General features: G+C 62.8%; 18 protein-coding genes. 11 read left to right on the top strand and 7 right to left on the bottom strand.

Annotated elements, in window-relative coordinates; all coding sequences use genetic code 11:
* Positions 1–158: 158 nt before the first annotated feature.
* Both PG897_RS18335 and PG897_RS18330 read right to left on the bottom strand, forming a co-directional pair.
* Positions 159–1,376: a 4Fe-4S binding protein gene (locus PG897_RS18335; protein WP_201882994.1), complete on the bottom strand. Its 1,218-nt coding sequence runs from the start codon at positions 1,374–1,376 to the stop codon at positions 159–161.
* Positions 1,377–1,615: 239 nt separating this feature from the next.
* Positions 1,616–2,323 (bottom strand): GntR family transcriptional regulator, encoded by a 708-nt coding sequence (locus PG897_RS18330; protein WP_010635556.1) that lies wholly within the window; start codon positions 2,321–2,323, stop codon positions 1,616–1,618.
* Between the two features lie 284 nt (positions 2,324–2,607).
* On the opposite strand from PG897_RS18330, the gene PG897_RS18325 reads away from it, so the two are divergent.
* The gene (locus PG897_RS18325) at positions 2,608–4,194 is read left to right on the top strand and encodes an alpha-glucoside-specific PTS transporter subunit IIBC (protein ID WP_216988833.1); all 1,587 of its coding nucleotides are present in this window, start codon (positions 2,608–2,610) and stop codon (positions 4,192–4,194) included.
* A gap of 2 nt (positions 4,195–4,196) precedes the next feature.
* On the top strand, positions 4,197–5,516 hold the full coding sequence (locus PG897_RS18320; RefSeq protein WP_201882897.1) for a 6-phospho-alpha-glucosidase: 1,320 nt from the start codon (positions 4,197–4,199) through the stop codon (positions 5,514–5,516).
* A gap of 69 nt (positions 5,517–5,585) precedes the next feature.
* Here PG897_RS18320 and PG897_RS18315 read toward each other — a convergent pair whose 3' ends face one another.
* Complete coding sequence (locus PG897_RS18315) at positions 5,586–6,590, bottom strand: substrate-binding domain-containing protein (RefSeq protein ID WP_017780582.1); 1,005 nt, start codon at positions 6,588–6,590, stop codon at positions 5,586–5,588.
* A gap of 435 nt (positions 6,591–7,025) precedes the next feature.
* On the opposite strand from PG897_RS18315, the gene PG897_RS18310 reads away from it, so the two are divergent.
* The 6 genes from PG897_RS18310 (at position 7,026) to PG897_RS18285 (ending at position 12,829) form a co-directional block, all read left to right on the top strand.
* Positions 7,026–8,147, top strand: a complete 1,122-nt coding sequence (locus PG897_RS18310) for a branched-chain amino acid ABC transporter substrate-binding protein (RefSeq protein WP_005307334.1) — start codon at positions 7,026–7,028, stop codon at positions 8,145–8,147.
* A gap of 64 nt (positions 8,148–8,211) precedes the next feature.
* Complete coding sequence (gene livH, locus PG897_RS18305) at positions 8,212–9,138, top strand: high-affinity branched-chain amino acid ABC transporter permease LivH (protein WP_005307331.1); 927 nt, start codon at positions 8,212–8,214, stop codon at positions 9,136–9,138.
* On the top strand, positions 9,138–10,406 hold the full coding sequence (locus PG897_RS18300; RefSeq protein ID WP_019841062.1) for a high-affinity branched-chain amino acid ABC transporter permease LivM: 1,269 nt from the start codon (positions 9,138–9,140) through the stop codon (positions 10,404–10,406). The genes livH and PG897_RS18300 overlap by 1 nt, the downstream gene beginning before the upstream one ends.
* A gap of 100 nt (positions 10,407–10,506) precedes the next feature.
* Positions 10,507–11,280, top strand: coding sequence for a high-affinity branched-chain amino acid ABC transporter ATP-binding protein LivG (gene livG, locus PG897_RS18295; protein ID WP_005307326.1), 774 nt, complete (start codon positions 10,507–10,509; stop codon positions 11,278–11,280).
* A gap of 10 nt (positions 11,281–11,290) precedes the next feature.
* The gene (locus tag PG897_RS18290) at positions 11,291–11,992 is read left to right on the top strand and encodes an ABC transporter ATP-binding protein (protein ID WP_005307325.1); all 702 of its coding nucleotides are present in this window, start codon (positions 11,291–11,293) and stop codon (positions 11,990–11,992) included.
* Positions 11,993–11,995: 3 nt separating this feature from the next.
* Positions 11,996–12,829: an AraC family transcriptional regulator gene (locus PG897_RS18285; RefSeq protein WP_201882901.1), complete on the top strand. Its 834-nt coding sequence runs from the start codon at positions 11,996–11,998 to the stop codon at positions 12,827–12,829.
* On the opposite strand, the gene PG897_RS18280 is transcribed toward PG897_RS18285, so the two are convergent.
* Positions 12,826–13,512: a LysE family translocator gene (locus PG897_RS18280; RefSeq protein ID WP_201882903.1), complete on the bottom strand. Its 687-nt coding sequence runs from the start codon at positions 13,510–13,512 to the stop codon at positions 12,826–12,828. The genes PG897_RS18285 and PG897_RS18280 overlap by 4 nt on opposite strands.
* Before the next feature lie 70 nt (positions 13,513–13,582).
* On the opposite strand from PG897_RS18280, the gene glpE reads away from it, so the two are divergent.
* Both glpE and glpG read left to right on the top strand, forming a co-directional pair.
* Positions 13,583–13,906, top strand: a complete 324-nt coding sequence (gene glpE / locus PG897_RS18275) for a thiosulfate sulfurtransferase GlpE (RefSeq protein WP_005307320.1) — start codon at positions 13,583–13,585, stop codon at positions 13,904–13,906.
* Positions 13,903–14,736, top strand: coding sequence for a rhomboid family intramembrane serine protease GlpG (gene glpG, locus PG897_RS18270; protein WP_270829239.1), 834 nt, complete (start codon positions 13,903–13,905; stop codon positions 14,734–14,736). The genes glpE and glpG overlap by 4 nt, the downstream gene beginning before the upstream one ends.
* Positions 14,737–14,874: 138 nt before the next feature.
* On the opposite strand, the gene PG897_RS18265 is transcribed toward glpG, so the two are convergent.
* The gene (locus PG897_RS18265; RefSeq protein WP_201882905.1) at positions 14,875–17,292 is read right to left on the bottom strand and encodes a VolA/Pla-1 family phospholipase; all 2,418 of its coding nucleotides are present in this window, start codon (positions 17,290–17,292) and stop codon (positions 14,875–14,877) included.
* Positions 17,293–17,593: 301 nt separating this feature from the next.
* On the opposite strand from PG897_RS18265, the gene ubiK reads away from it, so the two are divergent.
* Positions 17,594–17,851 carry a ubiquinone biosynthesis accessory factor UbiK gene (gene ubiK / locus PG897_RS18260; RefSeq protein ID WP_005307315.1) on the top strand — a complete coding sequence of 86 codons (258 nt, stop codon included), beginning with the start codon at positions 17,594–17,596 and terminating at the stop codon, positions 17,849–17,851.
* Between the two features lie 125 nt (positions 17,852–17,976).
* Here the strand turns inward: ubiK and fre are convergent, their stop codons facing one another.
* On the bottom strand, positions 17,977–18,675 hold the full coding sequence (gene fre, locus PG897_RS18255) for an NAD(P)H-flavin reductase (protein ID WP_017780576.1): 699 nt from the start codon (positions 18,673–18,675) through the stop codon (positions 17,977–17,979).
* Positions 18,676–18,843: 168 nt separating this feature from the next.
* The gene (gene ubiD / locus PG897_RS18250) at positions 18,844–20,313 is read right to left on the bottom strand and encodes a 4-hydroxy-3-polyprenylbenzoate decarboxylase (RefSeq protein WP_005307312.1); all 1,470 of its coding nucleotides are present in this window, start codon (positions 20,311–20,313) and stop codon (positions 18,844–18,846) included.
* Positions 20,314–20,331: the final 18 nt, after the last annotated feature.

Below are 20,331 nucleotides of genomic sequence, written 5' to 3'. Positions count from 1 at the left end.
GAGGTGCGCTCAGGGCTGACTGCCGGTCCGGCACGGCTGCAGAGCCGCCATGTCGGGGAAGGGACTTTACCCTGCTCCCCCTCAGGTATCAAATTTGGGTGCATTTTCAGGCAGCCCGGCCCCCCTGGGCAGACCGCCTTTGACCGGCGTGTCGGTATTCAATGGGTCAACTGCGGCAGCAGTTGCAGCAGCTGGGTCCGCACCTCGAGCGGCGTCTGGCTGACCCAGATCCCCAGCAGGCCATAACAAAGCAGTGGCAACACCAGCAGCAACAGGCAGAGCAGCCCCAGCAAACGTGGAGGGCTGAGCCTGCGCCCTTTCGTGCCCAAATGCAGCGCATCGGTCCGCTTCGGGCAGGCGGCCACGCAGCTCAGGCAGCTGGTGCACTCGAGGCTGCGCACCGCGATCAGCTGGTGCACCTGGATGCGCGACGGGCAGGCCTGGCTGCACTTGTCGCAATCGTGGCCCGCGCTGCGCAGGCAGCGAGCCGGGTCGCGGCGGATGCGCAGCGGTGTCAGCAACCCCAGCAGGGCGAGCCATGCGCCATAGGGGCAGAGGTAGCGGCAGAACCCTTGCCGGAAGGTGGCGGTGAGCAGCAGCACCCAGCCAAGGCACAGACCCGAGATCAGGGTCAGGTTGAAGAAGAAGGCCCCCATCTTCATGTCCGCCGCCTGATGGTAGGGGCTGGTGAAGTAGCCTGGCAGGGCGTCGTTTGGCACCGCCATCAGCACGATAAACAGCAGAAAAGCGAGCACCAAAAACTTCTGGCCGCGCAACACGACATCGAGCCAGCGCGGCGGCGTCCACTCCCCCGCCAGCCATCGGCTGCGCAGGGCGTGCAGCCACTCACCCACCAGCCCGAGCGGGCAGAACCAGGCGCAGAACGCCCGCCCCAGCAGCAGGGCCGACAGCGAGAGCACCAGCACAGTGATGGTGGCCGCCGGATGGTGGGGATCCACCAGCCCCTGCCCGAGCCAGGCCCGCAGCCCGAGCCCGCCGGCGATGGGCAGGAAGCCGTCCACCACGTCAGGGCGCACCAGCCAGGGGCTCATCCCCTGCCCCAGCTGCCAGACATGCAAGCCGTACTGCAGTGTCACCAGCCCCCAGCAGAGCAACAGCAGCTGGCGTGTGCGTGCCCGCAGCCACTGGCTGTCGAGCGCCTCGAGGGCGGGCAGCGGCCGCCGCTGGTGCCAGAAGGCAAGCGCACCGGCCACCAGCCCGACGCCGAGCCAGAGCAGGCTGTCCGCCGCCAGCAACCAGAGCATGAGCAGCAGGCCGAGGGCAAGACGCCACTGCCAGCCCGATCGCGCCTGCCACGCCAGCAGCACCAGATAGGCCAGGCCGGCGGCCATGGTCACGGCTTCGATCACGCTCATGTTTCCCTCACTGCCTCATCCACCACTGGCGGCAAGGATAACGGACATCTGAATTGATTATTTTGATCTGCATGGGCAGAGGGGGACATTTGCGCCCAATGCCCCCATGGTTGAACCTTATGCCTTGCGGCTGTTGAACAGCGGCTGGTCGGACTCGAACTGATGTGCCAACCCCAGACCCATCAAACAAAACCCCTCGCTGGCGAGGGGGTTGGCATACGCAACAAGGTGGGGGCAGGCTAGCCGCGGGCGCGGCGCAGGTGGTAGTCGACGTGATAGTCGTTGGCATTGCGGAACATGATGGAGTAGTTGAGAAACTCGCCGTTCTCACCGTATGAGAGCGAGGTGAGCCGCAGGATGGGCGCCCCCTGCTCGATGTGCAGCAGCTCCGCCATGCGCCGGTCGGCCAGCACGGCGCTGAAGCTCTCGTAGTTGCCCGCGATGGGGAGCTGGCACTCGTTCTCGATGTAGGCGAACTTGGATCCCTCCAGATGGGCCACCGAGAGGGTGCGAAACAACCGCACCGGCATGTAGCTCTCCTCCACCAGCAGGGCCCGGCCGTCCACCGAACGCACCCGGTTGGAGAAGTAGACCGGCTCGTTCACCTTGATCCTGAGCTGGCTGGCGATGGCGGGCGGGGCCGGCATGGTGCGAAACTCCAGCACCTCGCTGGTCAGGCTGCGGCCCTGTTCACGCATCAGCTCGGTGAAACCGCTCAACCCCTTGGTCTCGTGCTGCACATCCTTCTTGGTCACGTAGGTGCCGCTGCCGTGGCGCCGCTCCACCAGCCCCCACTCGATCAGCATGTCCACCGCCTTGCGCACCGTCATCCGCGATACCCCGAACTGACTCGCCAGAGTTTTCTCGCTCGGCAGCACATCCCCCACCCGGCAATCCGCCCCGTTGACCCGGATACGCAACCGATCCGCCACCGATTTGTAGATCACTGCTAGACCTCTCCTCACTCCGCCTGAGTGGCGACCCAATCGCTCACCTTTATTTCAACCAGCGGAAAATAAACAACTTTAAATTTAAATAACCCGATAAAAACGTCACAAAAACAAGACGTACAACAATATCGCAAAACTTAGATCTCTTTGTCTAAATAAGTGCATGCGCCGGATCACATAACCACCACATATTTCATGAGGGGGTTATCGCTTGTTGTTAGGTTCAATTCAGCAACACGACAACAGCAGTCAGACAATTCTCTAATAAAAAGGGACGCTATATGCTCAGTCAAATTCAACGTTTTGGCGGAGCAATGTTTACGCCTGTATTACTGTTTCCATTCGCAGGTATGGTGGTAGGCATTGCAATCATGCTGAAAAATCCCATGTTCGTGGGAGAAACGCTAGCCAATCCTCAGGGACTGTTTTTTCAAATAGTTCATATTATTGAAGAGGGTGGCTGGACGGTATTTCGAAATATGCCGCTGATATTTGCCATCGGCCTGCCGATCGGTCTGGCAAACAAGGCTCAGGCCCGCGCCTGCCTCTCCGTGCTGGTCAGCTTCATGACCTGGAACTACTTCATCAATGCCATGGGGATGACCTGGGGCGACTATTTCGGGGTCGACTTCAACCAGGCGGTGGGTGGCGAGAGTGGGCTGGCCATGGTGGCCGGCATCAAGACCCTGGACACCAGCATCATAGGTGCCATCGCCATCTCCGGCATCGTCACCGCCCTGCACAATCGGCTGTTCGACCGGCAGCTGCCGGTCTTTCTCGGCATCTTCCAGGGCAGCTCGTTCGTCACCATAGTCGCCTTCTTCGTGATGATCCCCTGCGCCTGGCTGACCCTGCTGGGCTGGCCCAAGGTGCAGATGGGCATCGCCTCCCTGCAGGAGTTCATGCTGGTCTCCGGCCCGCTCGGCGTCTGGGTTTACACCTTCCTTGAGCGGATCCTGATCCCAACCGGCCTGCACCACTTCATCTACGGCCCCTTCATCTTCGGCCCGGCCGCGGTGGAAGGCGGCATCCAGCTCTACTGGGCCCAGCACATGCTGGAGTTCAGCCAGAGCACCCGGCCGCTGATCGAGCTGTTCCCCCAGGGTGGCTTCGCCCTGCATGGCAACTCCAAGATCTTCGGGGCCATGGGGATTGCACTCGCCATCTACGCCACCGCCGCCAAAGAGAACAAGACCAAGGTAGCCGGCTTGCTGATCCCGGCGACCCTGACCGCCATGCTGGTGGGGATCACCGAGCCGCTCGAGTTCACCTTCCTTTTCATCTCGCCCCTGCTGTTCGCCATCCATGCCCTGCTGGCTGCCACCATGGCGACCGTGATGTACCTGTTCGGGGTCGTCGGTAACATGGGCGGCGGTCTGCTCGACCAGTTCCTGCCGCAGAACTGGATCCCCATGTTCCACAATCACGCCGGCATGATGTTTACCCAGATTGCCATCGGGCTGACCTTTACCGGGATCTGGTTCCTGATATTCCGCACGCTCATTCTGAAATTCAATTTGAAAACCCCTGGGCGGGATGAAAGCGAAATAAGACTTTATTCCAAGGCCGATTATCAGGCCGCCAAAAAACAGCGTGGCCATGATATTGCCGGCCATATTCTGGTGGCGCTCGGTGGCGCGGAAAATATCAACAGCCTGAACAACTGTGCCACCCGGCTGCGCATATCGCTGCGCGATGCGGGCCTGGTGGCACCAGATGATGCTTTCAAACAGTTGGGTGCCCACGGCGTGGTCCGCCACGGTGACAGCATCCAGATCATTGTCGGTCTGCATGTACCCCAGCTGAGGGAAAACATGGAGAGCCTGATGAACAACCCCTCCTCCTCTTCTTTCGTAACGGAGTCATGATCATGAAAAAATTCTCTGTCGTCATTGCCGGCGGTGGCAGCACCTTTACCCCGGGCATCGTTCTCATGCTGCTGGAGAACCAGCACCGCTTCCCGCTGCACGAGATCAAGTTCTACGACAACGATGGGGCCCGCCAGGAGGTGATCGCCGAAGCCTGCCGCGTCCTGCTCAAAGAGAGAGCCCCGGACATTGCCTTCAGCTACGGCACCGACCCCAAGGCGGCCTTCAGCGGGGTGGACTTCGTCATGGCCCACATTCGGGTCGGCAAGTACCCCATGCGCGAGCTGGACGAGAAGATCCCGCTGCGCCATGGCGTGGTCGGCCAGGAGACCTGTGGCCCGGGCGGCATCGCCTACGGCATGCGCTCCATCGGCGGCGTGCTGGAGCTGGTCGACTACATGGAGCAGTACTCGCCGGATGCCTGGATGCTGAACTACTCCAACCCGGCCGCCATCGTGGCCGAGGCGACCCGTCGCCTGCGTCCCCACGCCAGGATCCTCAACATCTGCGACATGCCCATCGGCATCGAGGGACGGATGGCCCAGATCGCCGGCCTGCCGTCACGCAAGGAGATGCGGGTACGCTACTACGGCCTCAACCACTTCGGCTGGTGGACCCGCATCGAGGATCTGGCGGGCAACGACCTGATGCCGGCCATCAAGGCCCACGTGGCCAAACACGGCTATGTGCCCAAGCAGGCCGGCCACGCCGAGGCCAGCTGGAACGACACCTTCGCCAAGGCCAGGGACGTGTGGGCTCTTGATCCGGATACCCTGCCCAACACCTATCTGAAGTACTACCTCTACCCGGACTATGTGGTGGCCCACTCCAATCCGGAGCACACCCGCGCCAACGAGGTGATGGAGCACCGCGAGACGCGGGTGTTCAGCGCCTGCCGCGCCATAGTGGCGGCCGGCAAGGCCGACGCCGGCGAGCTGGAGATCGACGAGCACGCCTCCTACATAGTGGATCTGGCCACCGCCATCGCCTTCAACACCCAGGAGCGGATGCTGCTGATCGTGCCGAACCGGGGCGCCATCCCCAACTTCGACCCGGAGGCCATGGTCGAGATCCCCTGTCTGGTGGGCAGCAGCGGCCCCGAGCCACTGCAGGTGGGCAACATCCCGCTATTCCAGCAGGGCATGATGGGTCAGCAGGTGGCCGTCGAGAAGCTGGTGGTGGAGGCGTGGATCGAGCGCTCCTATCAGAAGCTGTGGCAGGCGATCACCCTCTCCAAGACGGTGCCGAGCGCCTCGGTGGCCAAAGCCATCCTGGACGACCTGATCGCCGCCAACCAGGAGTACTGGCCGCCCCTGCAATAAACGCGGGCCAAACAAAAACCCCCTCGCTGGCGAGGGGGTTTTCTTGTTGCTGGCTCTGCCGTGGCGCGATCAGCGCAGGGACTTGACCGAGCGGCGGACGATGAGCTCGGGCTGCACCGTCATCGACTCGACTTCCAGCTCCTTGTTGCGGATCCGGCTCACCAGCTGCTGCACCGCCAGCAGGCCGAGCTCGGCCTTGGGGTGGCGGATGGTGGTGAGCGGCGGGCTGGAGAAGCGCGCCATCTCCACGTCGTCATAACCGATCATGGAGATGTCGTCCGGCACCTTGACTCCGGCTTCCCAGGCGGCGCAGATGGCGCCGATCGCCATGGGATCGTCGAAGGCAAACACCGCGGTCGGCCGCGGGGTGAGGGCCAGGATCCGCTGCATGGCATCGAAACCGCTCTGGCTCTCGTAATCCCCTTCGAAGATCTGCTCGTCTTTCAGGGTCAGCCCCTGTTCGGCAAGGGCATCGCGCACCCCGTCCAGCCGCTGCTGGGTGGTTGGCTTGGCCAGCTGCCCGGTGATGCAGACGATGTCGCGGTGACCCTGCTCCAGCAAATGACGCACGGCCAGGCGCGCCCCGATGCGGGCGTTGTCATTGATGACGTTGGCAAAGTCGCACTCGGTACCCCAGTCCAGCACCACTTGCGGCACGTTCTTGTGGATGCGCAGCATGTCGCGCAGCGGGGTATCGATGTCGGTTCCCAGCACCAGCAGACCGTCGACCCGCTTCTCCATCAGCATGCGCAGGTAGTGCTGCTGACGGGGCGGCTGGTTCTCGGTGTTGCAGAGGATCAGGCTGTAGCCCTGCTCGAAGCAGTACGCCTCCACCCCTTGCACCACTTCCGCAAAGAAGGGGTTGGCACTGGTGGTCACCAGCATGCCGATGGTCTTGGTCGAGTTTATCTTGAGGCTGCGCGCTACCGAGTTGGGCGCGTAGTTGAGTTCTGCCACCGCCTCAAGCACTTTTTGGGTTGCGTCTTCGCTGACCCGACGGGTGTGATTGAGTACATGTGAGACGGTGGAGATGGATACGCCTGCGCGGGAGGCGACATCCTTGATAGTGGCCATCTCTGTCTCCTGAAGATCAAAGGCGGAACATTAGCAGATTTCCCGAATAAAGGCTTGGTTTTAACGAGTGCTGCCAATGAATTGTCAATGCTGGCTAATCTAGGCGGTCATTTCTATTTGCGCAAACGGATTTTGGTCAAAATGGGAGCAGCGTCAGAGTAAAATATCGTCAGTTTTTTCATCTATCATTTATCGAAAGTGCACCTTGTTGAGAAGATGTTAATTGCCATCATCAGCATCAACTTCTAAATAGATAACTGTAATTAGATATTTGTTTCAAAAAAGCACTATTACCCCCTCTCTGGTTAGTATCTTTAACAGCTTGTTATTGCCCAGCGAGGAATGATAGAACCATACCTATTGCCGGACTGGCGGGATCACGGTTCGGAATGGCACACGGAAAATGAAACAATCCACTGATTAAGGGACGAATCGATGAATAAGTTGAGCAAAATGGCAGTCAGGGCAGCGGTTTCTATGGCTCTGTTCGGATCGGTCTCACTGGTCCACGCGGCGGATACCATCAAGATCGGCATCGCCGGTCCGGTCACTGGCCCGGTCGCCCAGTACGGCGACATGCAGTTCACCGGCGGCAAGATGGCGGTCGAGCAGATCAACAAGGCCGGCGGCATCAAGGGCAAGCAGATCGAAGCCGTCATCTATGACGATGCCTGTGACCCGAAACAGGCCGTGGCGGTCGCCAACAAGGTGATCAACGACGGCGTCAAGTTCGTGGTCGGCCACCTCTGCTCCGACAACACCCTGCCCGCCTCCGATATCTATGAAGATGAAGGCGTGCTGATGGTCACCCCGGCCTCCACCAACCCCAAGATCACCGAGCGTGGCTACCAGCTGGTGCTGCGTACCATCGGCCTGGACAGCGATCAGGGCCCAACTGCCGCCAAATACATCATCGAACAGGTCAAACCCCAGCGCGTGGCCGTCATCCACGACAAGAAACAGTACGGTGAAGGCATCGCCTCCAGCGTGAAAGCGGCGCTGGACAAGGCCGGCGTCAAGGTGGTGGCGTTTGAAGGCATCACCGCCGGCGACAAGGACTTCTCCGCCCTGATCGCCAAGCTGCAGAAAGAGAACGTCGATTTCGTCTACTACGGCGGCTATCACCCTGAGCTGGGTCTGATCCTGCGTCAGGCCGGCGAGAAGGGCCTCAAGGCTAAGTTCATGGGTCCGGAAGGGGTGGGTAACAAGGACATCTCCGCCATCGGCGGCCCGGCTTCCGAAGGCCTGCTGGTCACCCTGCCGAACAAGTACGACCTAGTGCCGGCCAACGCCCCGCTGGTTGCCGCGTTCAAGGCCAAGGGCCAGGACTCCTCCGGTCCATTCGTGTGGACCACCTATGCCGCGGTGCAAACCCTGGCTGCCGGTATCGCCAAGGCGGGTGAGGATGACCCGGCTGCCGTTGCCGCTGCCATCAAGGCCGCGCCGGTCGATACCGTGATGGGCCCCCTCAGCTGGGCTCCCAACGGCGACCTGAAAGGGTTTGAATTCGGAGTGTTCCAGTGGCACGCCGACGGTACCTCTACCCAACTCAAGTAATCTGCCGGTCGGGGTGACGTGAGTCACCCCTCCTTTCTTTGCGGGCAAGTACAGGGAACGCAGTATGTCCGAACACTTCCTTTACCTGGTTCAGCAGTTGCTGAACGGGTTAACCATAGGCAGCACCTATGCGTTGATCGCCATCGGCTACACCATGGTCTATGGCATCATCGGCATGATCAACTTCGCCCACGGCGAGGTCTACATGATCGGCTCCTATGTCGCTTTCATGGTGATGGCGGGGCTCATGATGATGGGCATCGACAGCACCTTTCTGCTGCTGGGGGGCGCCTTCCTGGTCAGCATCATCATCACAGGCAGCTATGGCTGGACCATAGAGCGGGTCGCCTATCGCCCGCTGCGGGGCGGCAACCGGCTGATCCCCCTCATCTCCGCCATCGGCATGTCGATCTTCCTGCAGAACATGATGCGGATGGCCCAGGGCTCGCGCGACATCGCCATGCCCACCCTGATCTCCGGCGGCTGGACCCTGGGTGAGGCCGACGGCTTCCAGGCCAGCCTCTCCTGGATGCAGCTCATCATCTTCGTGGTGACCTTCATCACCATGCTGGCGCTGACCCAGTTCATCGGCCGCTCCCGCATGGGCCGCGCCTGCCGCGCCTGTTCGGAAGACATCAAGATGGCCAACCTGTTGGGGATAGACACCCACGTGGTCATCTCCATCACCTTCGTGCTGGGGGCCACCCTGGCCGCCGTCGCCGGCGTGCTGCTCGGCATGTATTACGGCGTCATCAACCCCTACCTCGGTTTTATGGCCGGTCTGAAGGCATTCACAGCCGCAGTATTGGGCGGTATCGGCAGCATTCCCGGCGCCGTGCTGGGCGGCCTGCTGCTCGGTGTGGTGGAGGCGCTCACCGCCGGCTACCTCAGCACCGAGTACAAGGATGTGATGGCGTTCGCCCTGCTCATCTTCGTACTGCTCTTTATGCCCACTGGCATCCTGGGCCGCCCGGAAGTGGAGAAAGTATGATGAAACGCCAATTCATTCATGCCTGCATCGCCAGCCTGGTACTGCTGGTGCTCTCCTTCTGGCTGCTCGGCTTCAAGCTGGAGACCGACGGCACCCGCCTGCTGGTAGTGAGCCGGCTCGACGTGTCGCTGGCCTGGCTATTGGGCGGTGCCACCCTGGTGTTCTGGTTCCAGATGCTGCGCGGCCAGATAAGCCGGCTGTTCCAGGCCTCCATCAGCGGCTTCTCGGTCGGCTTCACCAAGCTGGTGCTGCCAAGCCCGGAAGAGGCGCCCAAGCTCTATAACCTGACCGCCGTGCTGGTGCTGCTGTTTGCGGTGAGCTGGCCCTTCATGGCCTCCCGCGGCGCCATCGATCTCGCCACCCTCACCCTGATTTACATCATGCTGGGGCTGGGCCTGAACGTGGTGGTGGGCCTCGCCGGCCTGCTCGATCTCGGCTATGTTGGCTTCTACGCGGTCGGCGCTTACAGCTATGCCCTGCTCAACAGTTACTTCGGCCTCAGCTTCTGGGAGTGCCTGCCCATCGCCGGCCTGATGGCGGCCACCTTCGGCTTCCTGCTCGGCTTCCCGGTACTGCGGCTGCGGGGGGATTACCTGGCCATCGTCACCCTGGGCTTTGGCGAGATCATCCGCATCCTGCTCAACAACATGACCAGCCTGACCGGCGGCCCGAACGGCATCTCCGGCATTCCCAAACCGACCCTGGGGGGGCTGGAGTTCAACCGCACCGTCAAGGACGGCGGCTTCGAGACCTTCCACGAATTCTTCGGCATCGCCTACAACGCCAACCACAAGGTGATCTTCCTCTACCTGATGGCGCTGGTGCTGGTGGTGGCGACCCTGTTCGTCATCAACCGCCTGCTGCGCATGCCGCTCGGCCGCGCCTGGGAGGCGCTGCGGGAAGACGAGATCGCCTGCAAGTCGCTGGGGCTCAACCCCACCATCATCAAGCTGACCGCCTTCACCATAGGCGCCTGCTTCGCGGGGTTTGCCGGCAGCTTCTTCGCCTCGCGCCAGGGCTTCATCAGCCCGGAGTCCTTCGTCTTCATCGAGTCGGCCATCGTGCTGGCCATCGTGGTGCTGGGCGGCATGGGCTCCCAGATCGGGGTGGTGCTGGCCGCCATCGTGATGACGGTGCTGCCGGAGCTGGCGCGCGAGTTCAACGAGTACCGCATGCTGATGTTCGGCCTCTTGATGGTGTTCATGATGATCTGGCGGCCACAAGGATTGCTGCCGATGACCCGCCCGCATCTGGAGTTGAAGAAATGAGTACGCATCAGAAGTTGTTGGACGTCTCTGAGCTGTCGATGCGATATCTGGCCGGATTGCTGGCGGTGACTTGCTCCACCCTGGACTGGGAGCTGAAAAAATGAGTACTCATCAGAAGTTAATGGAAGTCTCTGATCTGTCGATGCGTTTCGGCGGCCTGCTGGCGGTCAACGGGGTCAAGCTGGACGTGGAAAAGGGGGAGGTGATCTCCATCATAGGTCCCAACGGGGCCGGCAAAACCACCATCTTCAACTGCCTTACCGGCTTCTACCGCCCGAGCGGCGGCATCATTCGCTACAAGGGCGAGGAGATCCAGGGGCTGCCCGGCCACCTCATCGCCCGCAAGGGAATCGTGCGCACCTTTCAGCACGTGCGGCTGTTCAAGGACATGACGGCGGTGGAAAACCTGCTGGTGGCCCAGCACAGACACCTCAACACCGGTTTTCTGGCCGGGCTGTTCAAGACCCCGGCCTTTCGCCGCGCCGAGCGGGAGGGGCTGGAGCAGTCCGCCTTCTGGCTGGAGAAGGTGGGGCTCAAGGATCTCGCCAACCGCGCCGCCGGCAACCTGGCCTATGGTCAGCAGCGCCGGCTCGAGATAGCCCGCTGCATGGCGACCCGACCCGAGCTGCTGATGCTGGACGAGCCGGCCGCCGGCCTCAACCCCCACGAGACCGACGAGCTGAACGAGCTTATCTCCAACCTGCGGGACGAGTTCGGGGTCTCGGTGCTGCTGATCGAGCACGACATGAAGCTGGTGATGGAGATCTCCAACCGCATCTTCGTGGTCAACCAGGGTACCCCGCTGGCCCACGGCAAGCCGGATGAAATCCGCAGCAATCCGGCAGTGATCAAGGCCTATCTGGGCGAGTCGTAAGGACAAAAAGATGTTAGAACTTCGCAACGTATCGACCCACTACGGCAAAATTCAGGCGCTGCACGACGTCAGCGTCGAGGTGAAAGAGGGGGAAATCGTCACCCTGATCGGCGCCAACGGCGCCGGCAAGACCACCCTGCTGATGACCCTGTGTGGCGAGCCCAAGCCGAGCAGCGGCTCCATCTGGTTCGAGGGGGAGCAGATAGACTCGCTCTCCACCGCCCGCATCATGCGCAAGGACATCGCCGTGGTGCCGGAGGGGCGCCGCATCTTCGCCCGCCTGACGGTGGAGGAGAACCTGCTGATGGGGGCCTTCTTCGTCGACAAGGCCGAGCAGCGCGGCCTGCTGGATCAGATTTTCACCCTGTTCCCGCGGCTGCACGAGCGACTGGAGCAGCGGGCCGGCACCATGTCCGGCGGCGAGCAGCAGATGCTGGCCATCGGCCGCGCCCTGATGAGCAAGCCGCGCCTGCTGCTGCTGGATGAACCCTCGCTGGGGCTGGCCCCCATCGTCATCCAGCAGATCTTCGACACCATAGAGCAGCTGCGCCGCGACGGCATGACCATCTTCCTGGTGGAGCAGAACGCCAACCAGGCGCTCAAGCTGGCCGATCGCGGCTATGTGCTGGAGAACGGCCATGTGGTGCTGCAGGACACGGGGGCCGCTCTCTTGGCCAACCCGGCCGTCCGCCAGGCCTATCTCGGCGGCTGACCCATGAGCAGGGCCGACACGGCGCCGAATCACCACAGCTTCTGGCACGATCCGGCCCTGCCCTTCATCGAGGCGCGAGCGGTGCAGGATGGCCGCCGCGTCTGCTACGACAAGCACAGCCATCCCCACTTCTCCATCGGCGCCATCACCGGCGGCCACAGCCACTATCTCAACCAGCGCAGCCGGCAGGAGGTCGGCCGCGGCCACCTGGTACTGATGAACCCGGAAGAGGTGCACGCCTGCAACCCGGTAGCCGATGAACCCTGGTCCTATCTGATGTTCTACCTCGATACCGGCTGGCTGCAGCGCCAGCAGGAGGAGGCCGGGCTGGGCCGTGAATTTCGCCCCTTCGACATGACCGCCAGCCGGGATCCTCTGCTCTATCAGGGGTTGTGCCGGCTCCATCGGCAGCTGTGGCAGGAGCCGGAGCCGCTGGCGCGCGAGGTGGCCTGCCACCAGTTCAGCCGTCAGCTGCTGGCCAGACTAACTCAGGCCAGCTGGGACGATCGGCCGCCGCAGCACCTGCAGCGGGCCGCCGAGCTGATGCAGGACGACTGCAGCAGCGCCCTCACCCTCGCGCAATTGAGCGCGGTGGCCGGGCTCACCCCCTCCCACTTCGTGCGCAGCTTCAGCCGCCATTACGGCATGACGCCCCACGCCTACCTGCTCGATCAGCGCATCCGCCACGCCCGCACCCTGCTCAGGCGGGGGGAGCCGCTGGCGGAGGTGGCACTGGCCAGCGGTTTTGCCGATCAGGCCCACTTCCAGCGCCAGTTCAAGCGGCGGGTGGCCGCCACCCCGGGCCACTACCGCAACCAGCTGACCCGGCCGGGCTAGCGCACCAGATAGGCGGCGCAGAGCAGCAACAACAGCGCCATCGCCCTGTTGAACCAGCGCAGCCGCTGCGGTACCAGCAGCAACCCCTGCAATCGGCTGCCGGCATAGGCCCAGCAGGCGATGGAGCACAGACAGATGACCAGGTAGAGGCCGCTGAACAGGGCCACCTGCCCCACCCCGCCCGCACTGCCATAGGCCCCCATCCCCATGCTGGCGGCGAGCCAGGCCTTGGGGTTGAGCCACTGCATCAGCGCCCCGTACCAGAAGGAGGGTGCCACCCCGTCGACCCCTTCCACCCGGCCGCTGTCCACCAGCAGCTGCCAGGCCATCCAGCCGAGGAAGATTACCCCACCCCAGCGCAGCAGCTCCGCCGCCGCCGGCCATTGCAGCAGGGTGGCGCCCAACCCCAATCCCATCAGCAACAACAACAGGATAAACCCCAGGGTAGCCCCGACCACGTGGCGCAGGCTGGCCGCAAAGCCGTGCCTGGCGCCGCTGCCGAGGGCGACCAGATTGACCGGCCCCGGGGTGATGGACATGGCCAGGGCAAACCCGGCCATGGATAACAGCAGACTCGTCTCCATGAATAACGCTCGTAGCAGCAAAAGGAGCCCCCAGCCTAGCCGGCGCCCCGCCCCGGGTATTGAAGGAAATTGCGATCGGCCCCGGCAATAACCGGACACATTGCGGGCTTAGCGCCGGCCTCCGCTTGCGGTAAACTGGCCCTCAATCACCTATTCGCAGGACATGTTAATGGACCAGTTTGCCCATATCAGTGCCCATGATGCCCACCAGAAGCTCAGCGCCGGTGAAGCCCGCCTGGTGGATATTCGCGACCCCCAGTCGTTCGAGACGGCCCACGCGGTCGGTGCCTTTCACCTCACCAACGGCACTCTGGTGCGTTTCATGAACGAGGTGGACTTCGACACCCCGGTGATCGTGATGTGCTACCACGGCAACAGCAGCCAGGGCGCCGCCCAGTACCTGCTGCAACAGGGGTACGATGAGGTCTACAGCCTGGACGGCGGCTTCGAGGCGTGGCGCAGGGAGTTCCCGATCCAGGCGGGCGACGCATGATCCAGCTGCTGGTGCTCGACAACGCCCGCATGGCCCAGGCGCTGGTGGACTACCTCTCCACCCTCGGCATCTCGTGCGAGCTGACCCAGTCGGAGTTGGGGGTCACCATCTGGCTGGCGGACGAGCAGCGCCTCGCCCAGGCCCAGCAGGAGGTGAAGCGCTTCCTGGCCGAGCCGAGCCATCCCCGCTACATGGAGGCCTCCTGGCAGTCCGGCCGGGCCGATGCCCGCATCGACTACAGCAAGGGGATGAGCGACCCGGTCACCGACTTCCTGCATCAGGCGGGGCCGCTGACCCTGGTGGTGATCATCGCCTGTCTGGCCATCTACGGACTCGACGCCATCGGCCTGCCGATCTTCGACGAGCTGGCCTTTCACCCGACCCTGGCCCAGTTCACCGACTGGCAGGCGTGGCGCTACTTCACCCCGGCCTTCATCCACTTCTCGGTGTTGCACCTGGTGTTCAATCTGCTGTGGTGGTGGTATCTGGGGGGCCAGATTGAACAGCGACTCGGCAGCGGCAAGCTGCTGATCCTGCTGCTGGTAGGCGCCGCCCTGCCCAACCTGGCCGAGTTTTTCGCCAGCGGCCCGCTGTTTGGCGGCCTCTCCGGGGTGGTCTATGCCCTGCTCGGCTACTGCTGGCTGCGCAGCAAGTTGCAGCCGGCCTACGGCCTCACCCTGCCGCCAGCACTGATGGGCTTCATGCTGTTCTGGCTGGCACTCGGTTTCTTCGATCTGCTCGGCACCCGTACCGCCAACATGGCCCACCTGGCGGGCCTGCTGGTCGGCCTGCTGCAGGGCTGGCTGGACAGACACCACCAGCCTGCCTGAGTGGGAGTGGTCATCGAGGTGAGCAATCAGCTTGCCAGCCATAGCGGCCACCAACCTGGCCAGTCTGAACCGGCGACAAGTGCTATACACGAAAAAAAACGCCGCCCCGAGGGGCGGCGTTTTTATTGGCCGACTGGCTTACTGCTTGAGCAGGGTGGGATCGGTCACCTTGACCGCAGTGCCGCCGCTCATGAAGAAGCTGGCGAACTCTGACTGCATTTCGGTGGTCACGTCGCCGCTCGGATCGAAGTTCTCGTCCGGTGCCAGCAGCGAGCTGTGGCCACCAGCCACGAAGCGGGCTGCGTTGTGGCTGGCCGCACCGGTGGCGGTCAGCGGTTGCAGCGCCAGCACCTTGAACAGCGGCTCGGTGCCGCCCAGCGGGGTGGAGGCGATGCTGTTCGGGATCACCTGATCCGACAGGCTCAGCGCGCCATCGCCAACGATCTCGGTGGCGAACAGCGGGAAGTCGCTCTTGATGCCGCTGCCGAGGTTGATCGGGTCAGCCGAATCCAGTACCGACTGGGCCGCGAAGCTGTAGCTCTGCAGCGTGCTGGCCGCAGCGGCCTGCTGGGTGGCGCTCAGGCTCGGCAGGAACTCGTTGACGAAGCAGGTCGGCACCTCGGTCTTGCAGCTGGGGGCGTAGGCGGTAAAGCCCGCTTTCAGCTCGGCACTGCCGCTGGTCAGCACGCCCATCTTGATGGTCGGACCGAAGGTCGGCGAGTTCAGCAACAGCGGCGCTATGCCGCCACCCGGCATGGCCAGGCCACCGGTATCGAACTTGAACAGGGCATCCGCCTGGGCATTGCCGATGGACTGGTTGGCGACCGCCAGCAGGTTGGTGCCGGAGATGGCGCCCAGGGAGTGGCCCAGGAAGTGCACCTTGAGGCTGCCGGCGCTGCCGATGACGCCCTTGCCATTGGCCAGACCGACCGCCAGACGCAGGCCCAGCAGATCCGCCACGCTCTGTTTCAGGTTGTCGCGGGCCACGGTCAGGTAGCTCAGGTTCAGGTAGGGGGTCGGGTTGTCGGAGGTGGTGACTGTATCCATGCTGCCACTCAGGGCGAAGCCGCGCTCACCGTGCAGCGGGTGATCGATCACCACCAGCGCCACCTTCTTGCCTGCCTGCATGCCGGCATAGATCTGGCCCAGCGCCAGCGCATAGGCGTTCTCTTTCACCGAGGTGACGCCGTGCTGATAGATGATCACGTCGGTGATGGTGTTGAGGGCATCCTTGGCGAAGACGCGCATCGGCACCGACTGCACCTCTTCCAGCATGGGCAGCGGGTTGAAGCGGCCGATGTTCTGCTCGGCATCCAGCGGCTTGCCGCCGGAGGTGAGAGTCACCCCGATCAGCTTGCTCGCCTCGGCCAGCAGCTCGCTCTGGCGGGTCGGATCGGCAATCAGCGTCGCCAGCAGGGCCGGATCCACGCCCGCGCCCACCAGCCCGGCGATCACTTCGCTGTCGGACGCTTTCAGGGCATTGGCGATGGCGTACAGGCTGGGGATGGCACCGTGCCAGGACTGGGTCTTGGCCTTGTCCCAGGAACCGGCGGTGGCCGGCGAGGAGAGGAAGTAGGGCAGCTTGACGGTACCGGTATAGACAGTGGTCAGCTGGGCCAGCCCGTTGAGCGGGGCGCCAGGGCCGAAGGCGGTGGCCAGCGCATCTTTCTGCTCCTGCGGCAGGAACTGTTCGGCGTCCAGCTGGGTCAGGAAGGGGTTGCTGCCGGTCACGGCCAGGGTGTAGGTGCCGGGCAGGCTGGTGTTGCCCTTGGCATCCTGCTTCCACAGGGCGGCCGCGTCCAGGGTCGGGCTCTTCAGCACAGATGCCGCAGCCCCTTTCACCGCCACCAGCACATCGGCACCGGACTGGGTACCGAACCAGTCGGAGAAGATGACGTGATCGGTGGAGACGCCGGTGGCGGCCTTGAACAGGCCCTCCTGCAGGGCGATCAGACCGTTGATGGTCTGCTCCTGGGCATTGCTGCCGACGTTGTTCTTGTAGTTGCCGTAGTCGCTGCCGGCCTTGACCGCGTTGCCGTTGCTGTCCTTGAGGGAGTCTGTGGCCACGATCATGTAGTAGGAGGAGGGGTTCAGCGGCTTGAGCGGTACCAGGTTCAGCTTGCCAGCCGAGGCGGCCACCACGAAGTCCACCCCGTAGGTCAGCACCTTCTTCACGCCGCTCGGGCGCAGGGCTGTGCTGTCAAAGCTCAGCTCCAGCAGGTAGAGCGGGGCCACCGAGGCGGCAAACTCGGCGGCAGCCGGTGCCTGGACAGTGATGCCGGACGAGGTGACGGGCACGATCTGGATGGCCTGGGTCGTGGACCAGCCATCCAGGGTCGACATGGCCGACACCGGGTTGGAGAGATCCGCCGTTTCGGTGGAGAATTTCAGGGTGCCATCGCTGGCGCGGGCCGCCAGGGCACTGGGGCGCACTGCGTTGGAACCGGTCAACAGATAGTCGAGATAGCTGGAGGTGTCGCCTTTGTTATCGTCACTGCCACCACAGCCGGCCAGCATAGCACTGACGACTGCGGCATAAATTAGCTTCTTTTTCATATCCTTATCTCTTTTTAGTTGTTATCCATGAAATGCTGACGGCGTTGGGTAAAAACCCGACCGGTACATCTTAACAGCAACGCAACAATTATTAAGTAGCTGGTCGGTCATCTGATCTGCTTTTTTTGTGTACAGCATCAAGGAATTGGAATAGAAACGGGACTCGATAGGTTAACAGCTTCATCCCGGATACCAGACCCGACCAGCGGTCACTTGTACGCCAGATGGCAAAAAGCGACCCCCGATCTCGGCAAAGCGGATCATTTGCCGGTAGAATGGCGCATTGCTTAAGGAGAACCACATGATCGACCCGAAGAAACTGGAAGAGATCGCCAAACAGGTGCACAACTCCCTGCCGCCCGGCATTCGCAGCATGGGTGAAGAGGTGGAGAAGAAGATCCGTCAGGTGCTGCAGTCCCAGCTCGGCAAGCTGGATCTGGTCAGTCGCGAAGAGTTTGACGTGCAGACCAAGGTGCTGCTGCGCACCCGCGAGAAGCTGACCGCCCTCGAGGCCAAGCTGGCCCAGCTCGAGCAGCAGCTCGGCGCCAAGGGCGAATAACACTGCCCCCATAAAGCAAACCCCAGCCAGGCTGGGGTTTGTTGTTTCTGACCTGCCGCAAAGCAAGCTGCGGCAGGCAGATCTAGCGAGGCCTTCCCGGTTACGTGACCGGCCTCATGCCGAACTCAGATGAATTCGTAGGCGTCGCCGAAGATGCGCTCCGGCTCGGCCCCCAGAATCTTGAACTCCTCCCGCGCCGCACCCGCCATCTCGAAGCGACCGGCGACATAGATGTCGTAGTCGTGCAGGCTGACGAAGTCATCCATGATGGCCTTGTGCACCAGCCCGGTCTTGCCGGTCCAGTCGCTCTCCGGCTCCTGCACCACAGGGATGTAGGTGAGCGGGGCGTAGTCGCGCTCCCACTGCTGCATCTGCTCCTGCTCGTAGAGCCAGTGCGCCTGGCGCACGCCCCAGTAGAAGAACACCGGGCGCTTGCTGCCGCTGTCGATCAGGTATTCCAGAATGGCGCGGGCGTAGGAGAAACCGGTGCCGCCTGCCATCAGGATCAGCGGCCGGGGTGACTCTTCCCGCAGGAAGGCCTTGCCCGCCGCCAGCTCAATCTCGATCTCCCCCTGCTCGCGCATGCGGGCCAGCACCTGGCCGGCATAGGCGTTCTCCGGGGTGGCGCCGATCTGCAGCTCCAGCACGCCAGGGCGGGTCGGCGAGTTGGCGATGGAGAAGGGACGCTTGTCCGAATCACTCATCACCACCAGCAGATACTGGCCCGGCTTGAAGCTGACCTCTTGCAGCGGCGTCAGGGCCACGTGCCAGATGGTGTCGACATATTCGCGCAGTTCCTCTACGCGGCACTTGATACGTTGCATTCTTATCCTTGTGACGGGCTCGTTCGGCCCGCTTTCGCTCTTGATTCACTGTGGACTGGCGACCAGCAGAGTGGTCAGGTCAGTCGAGCATACCCAATTCAGCTCAAATGGCATCAATCTTTTGCATCCCGGCCAGGCGGCACGGCCCGCCGGGCCGGCCGCCGCTCATCAACCGAGAATGTTCAGCTCGTCCCAGAGGGCATCGATCTTCTGCTTCACCGCCTCGTCCTGGACGATGGGCTGACCCCACTCGCGGTTGGTCTCTCCCGGCCACTTGTTGGTGGCGTCCAGCCCCATCTTGGAGCCGAGGCCGGAGACCGGCGAGGCGAAGTCCAGGTAGTCGATCGGGGTGTGCTCGATCAGGGTGGTATCGCGGGCCGGATCCATCCGGGTAGTGATGGCCCAAATCACGTCCTTCCAGTCGCGGGCGTTGATGTCATCGTCGCAGACGATCACGAACTTGGTGTACATGAACTGGCGCAGGAAGGACCAGACCCCCAGCATCACCCGCTTGGCGTGGCCCGGATAGCGCTTCTTGATGGTCACCACCGCCATCCGGTAGGAGCACCCCTCCGGCGGCAGGTAGAAGTCCACGATCTCGGGGAACTGCTTCTGCAACAGCGGCACGAATACCTCGTTGAGCGCCACCCCCAGCACCGCCGGCTCATCGGGCGGACGGCCGGTGTAGGTGCTGTGATAGATGGCATCCTTGCGCATCGTCATGTGGGTGATGGTGAAGACCGGGAACTCGTCCACCTCGTTGTAGTAGCCGGTGTGATCGCCATAGGGCCCCTCGGGGGCCAGCTCGCCCGGCTCCAGATAGCCTTCCAGCACGATCTCGGCGCTGGCTGGCACCTCCAGATCGCAGCTGATGGCCTTCACCACCTCGGTACGGCTGCCACGCAGCAGACCGGCGAAGGCGTATTCGGAGAGGGTATCCGGCACCGGCGTCACCGCGCCGAGGATGGTCGCCGGATCGGCGCCCAGCGCCACCGCCACCGGGAAGCGCTCACCCGGATGGGCCTCCTGCCACTCGCGAAAATCGATGGCACCGCCGCGGTGATCCAGCCAGCGCATGATCAGCTTGTTCTTGCCGATCTTCTGCTGACGATAGATGCCGAGGTTCTGCCGTTTCTTGTAGGGGCCGCGGGTGATGGTGAGCCCCCAGGTGACCAGCGGCGCCACGTCGCCAGGCCAGCAGTGCTGGATCGGGATCTGGTCCAGATCGACCGCCTCTCCCTCCAGCACCCGCTGCTGGCAGGGGGCGGACGAGAGACGCTTGGTCGGCATGTTGAGTACCTGCTTGAAGATCGGCAGCTTCTCCATCAGCTCCTTGAAGCCACGGGGCGGCTCAGGCTCTTTCAGGTAGGAGAGCCAGGTCCCCACCTGGCGCAAGGCGGCCACGTTGGGCTGGCCCATGCCCATGGCGACCCGATCCGGGGTGCCGAACAGGTTGGTCAGCACCGGCATGGCGTAACCCTTGGGATTTTCGAACAGCAGGGCCGGCCCACCCGCACGCAGGGTGCGGTCGCTGATCTCGGTCATCTCCAGATAGGGGTCTATCTCGCGCGTGATGCGCTTGAGTTGTCCGCTTTGTTCCAGCTGCGCGATGAAATCACGCAAATCCTTGTATTTCATGCAGGTACCCTGTGTGCA

The sequence above is a fragment of the Aeromonas sp. QDB20 genome (assembly GCF_027707805.1).
Classification (GTDB): domain Bacteria; phylum Pseudomonadota; class Gammaproteobacteria; order Enterobacterales; family Aeromonadaceae; genus Aeromonas; species Aeromonas dhakensis.
Note: the sequence above shows the minus strand (reverse complement) of the source record. Positions and strands in the feature narration are given on the sequence as shown.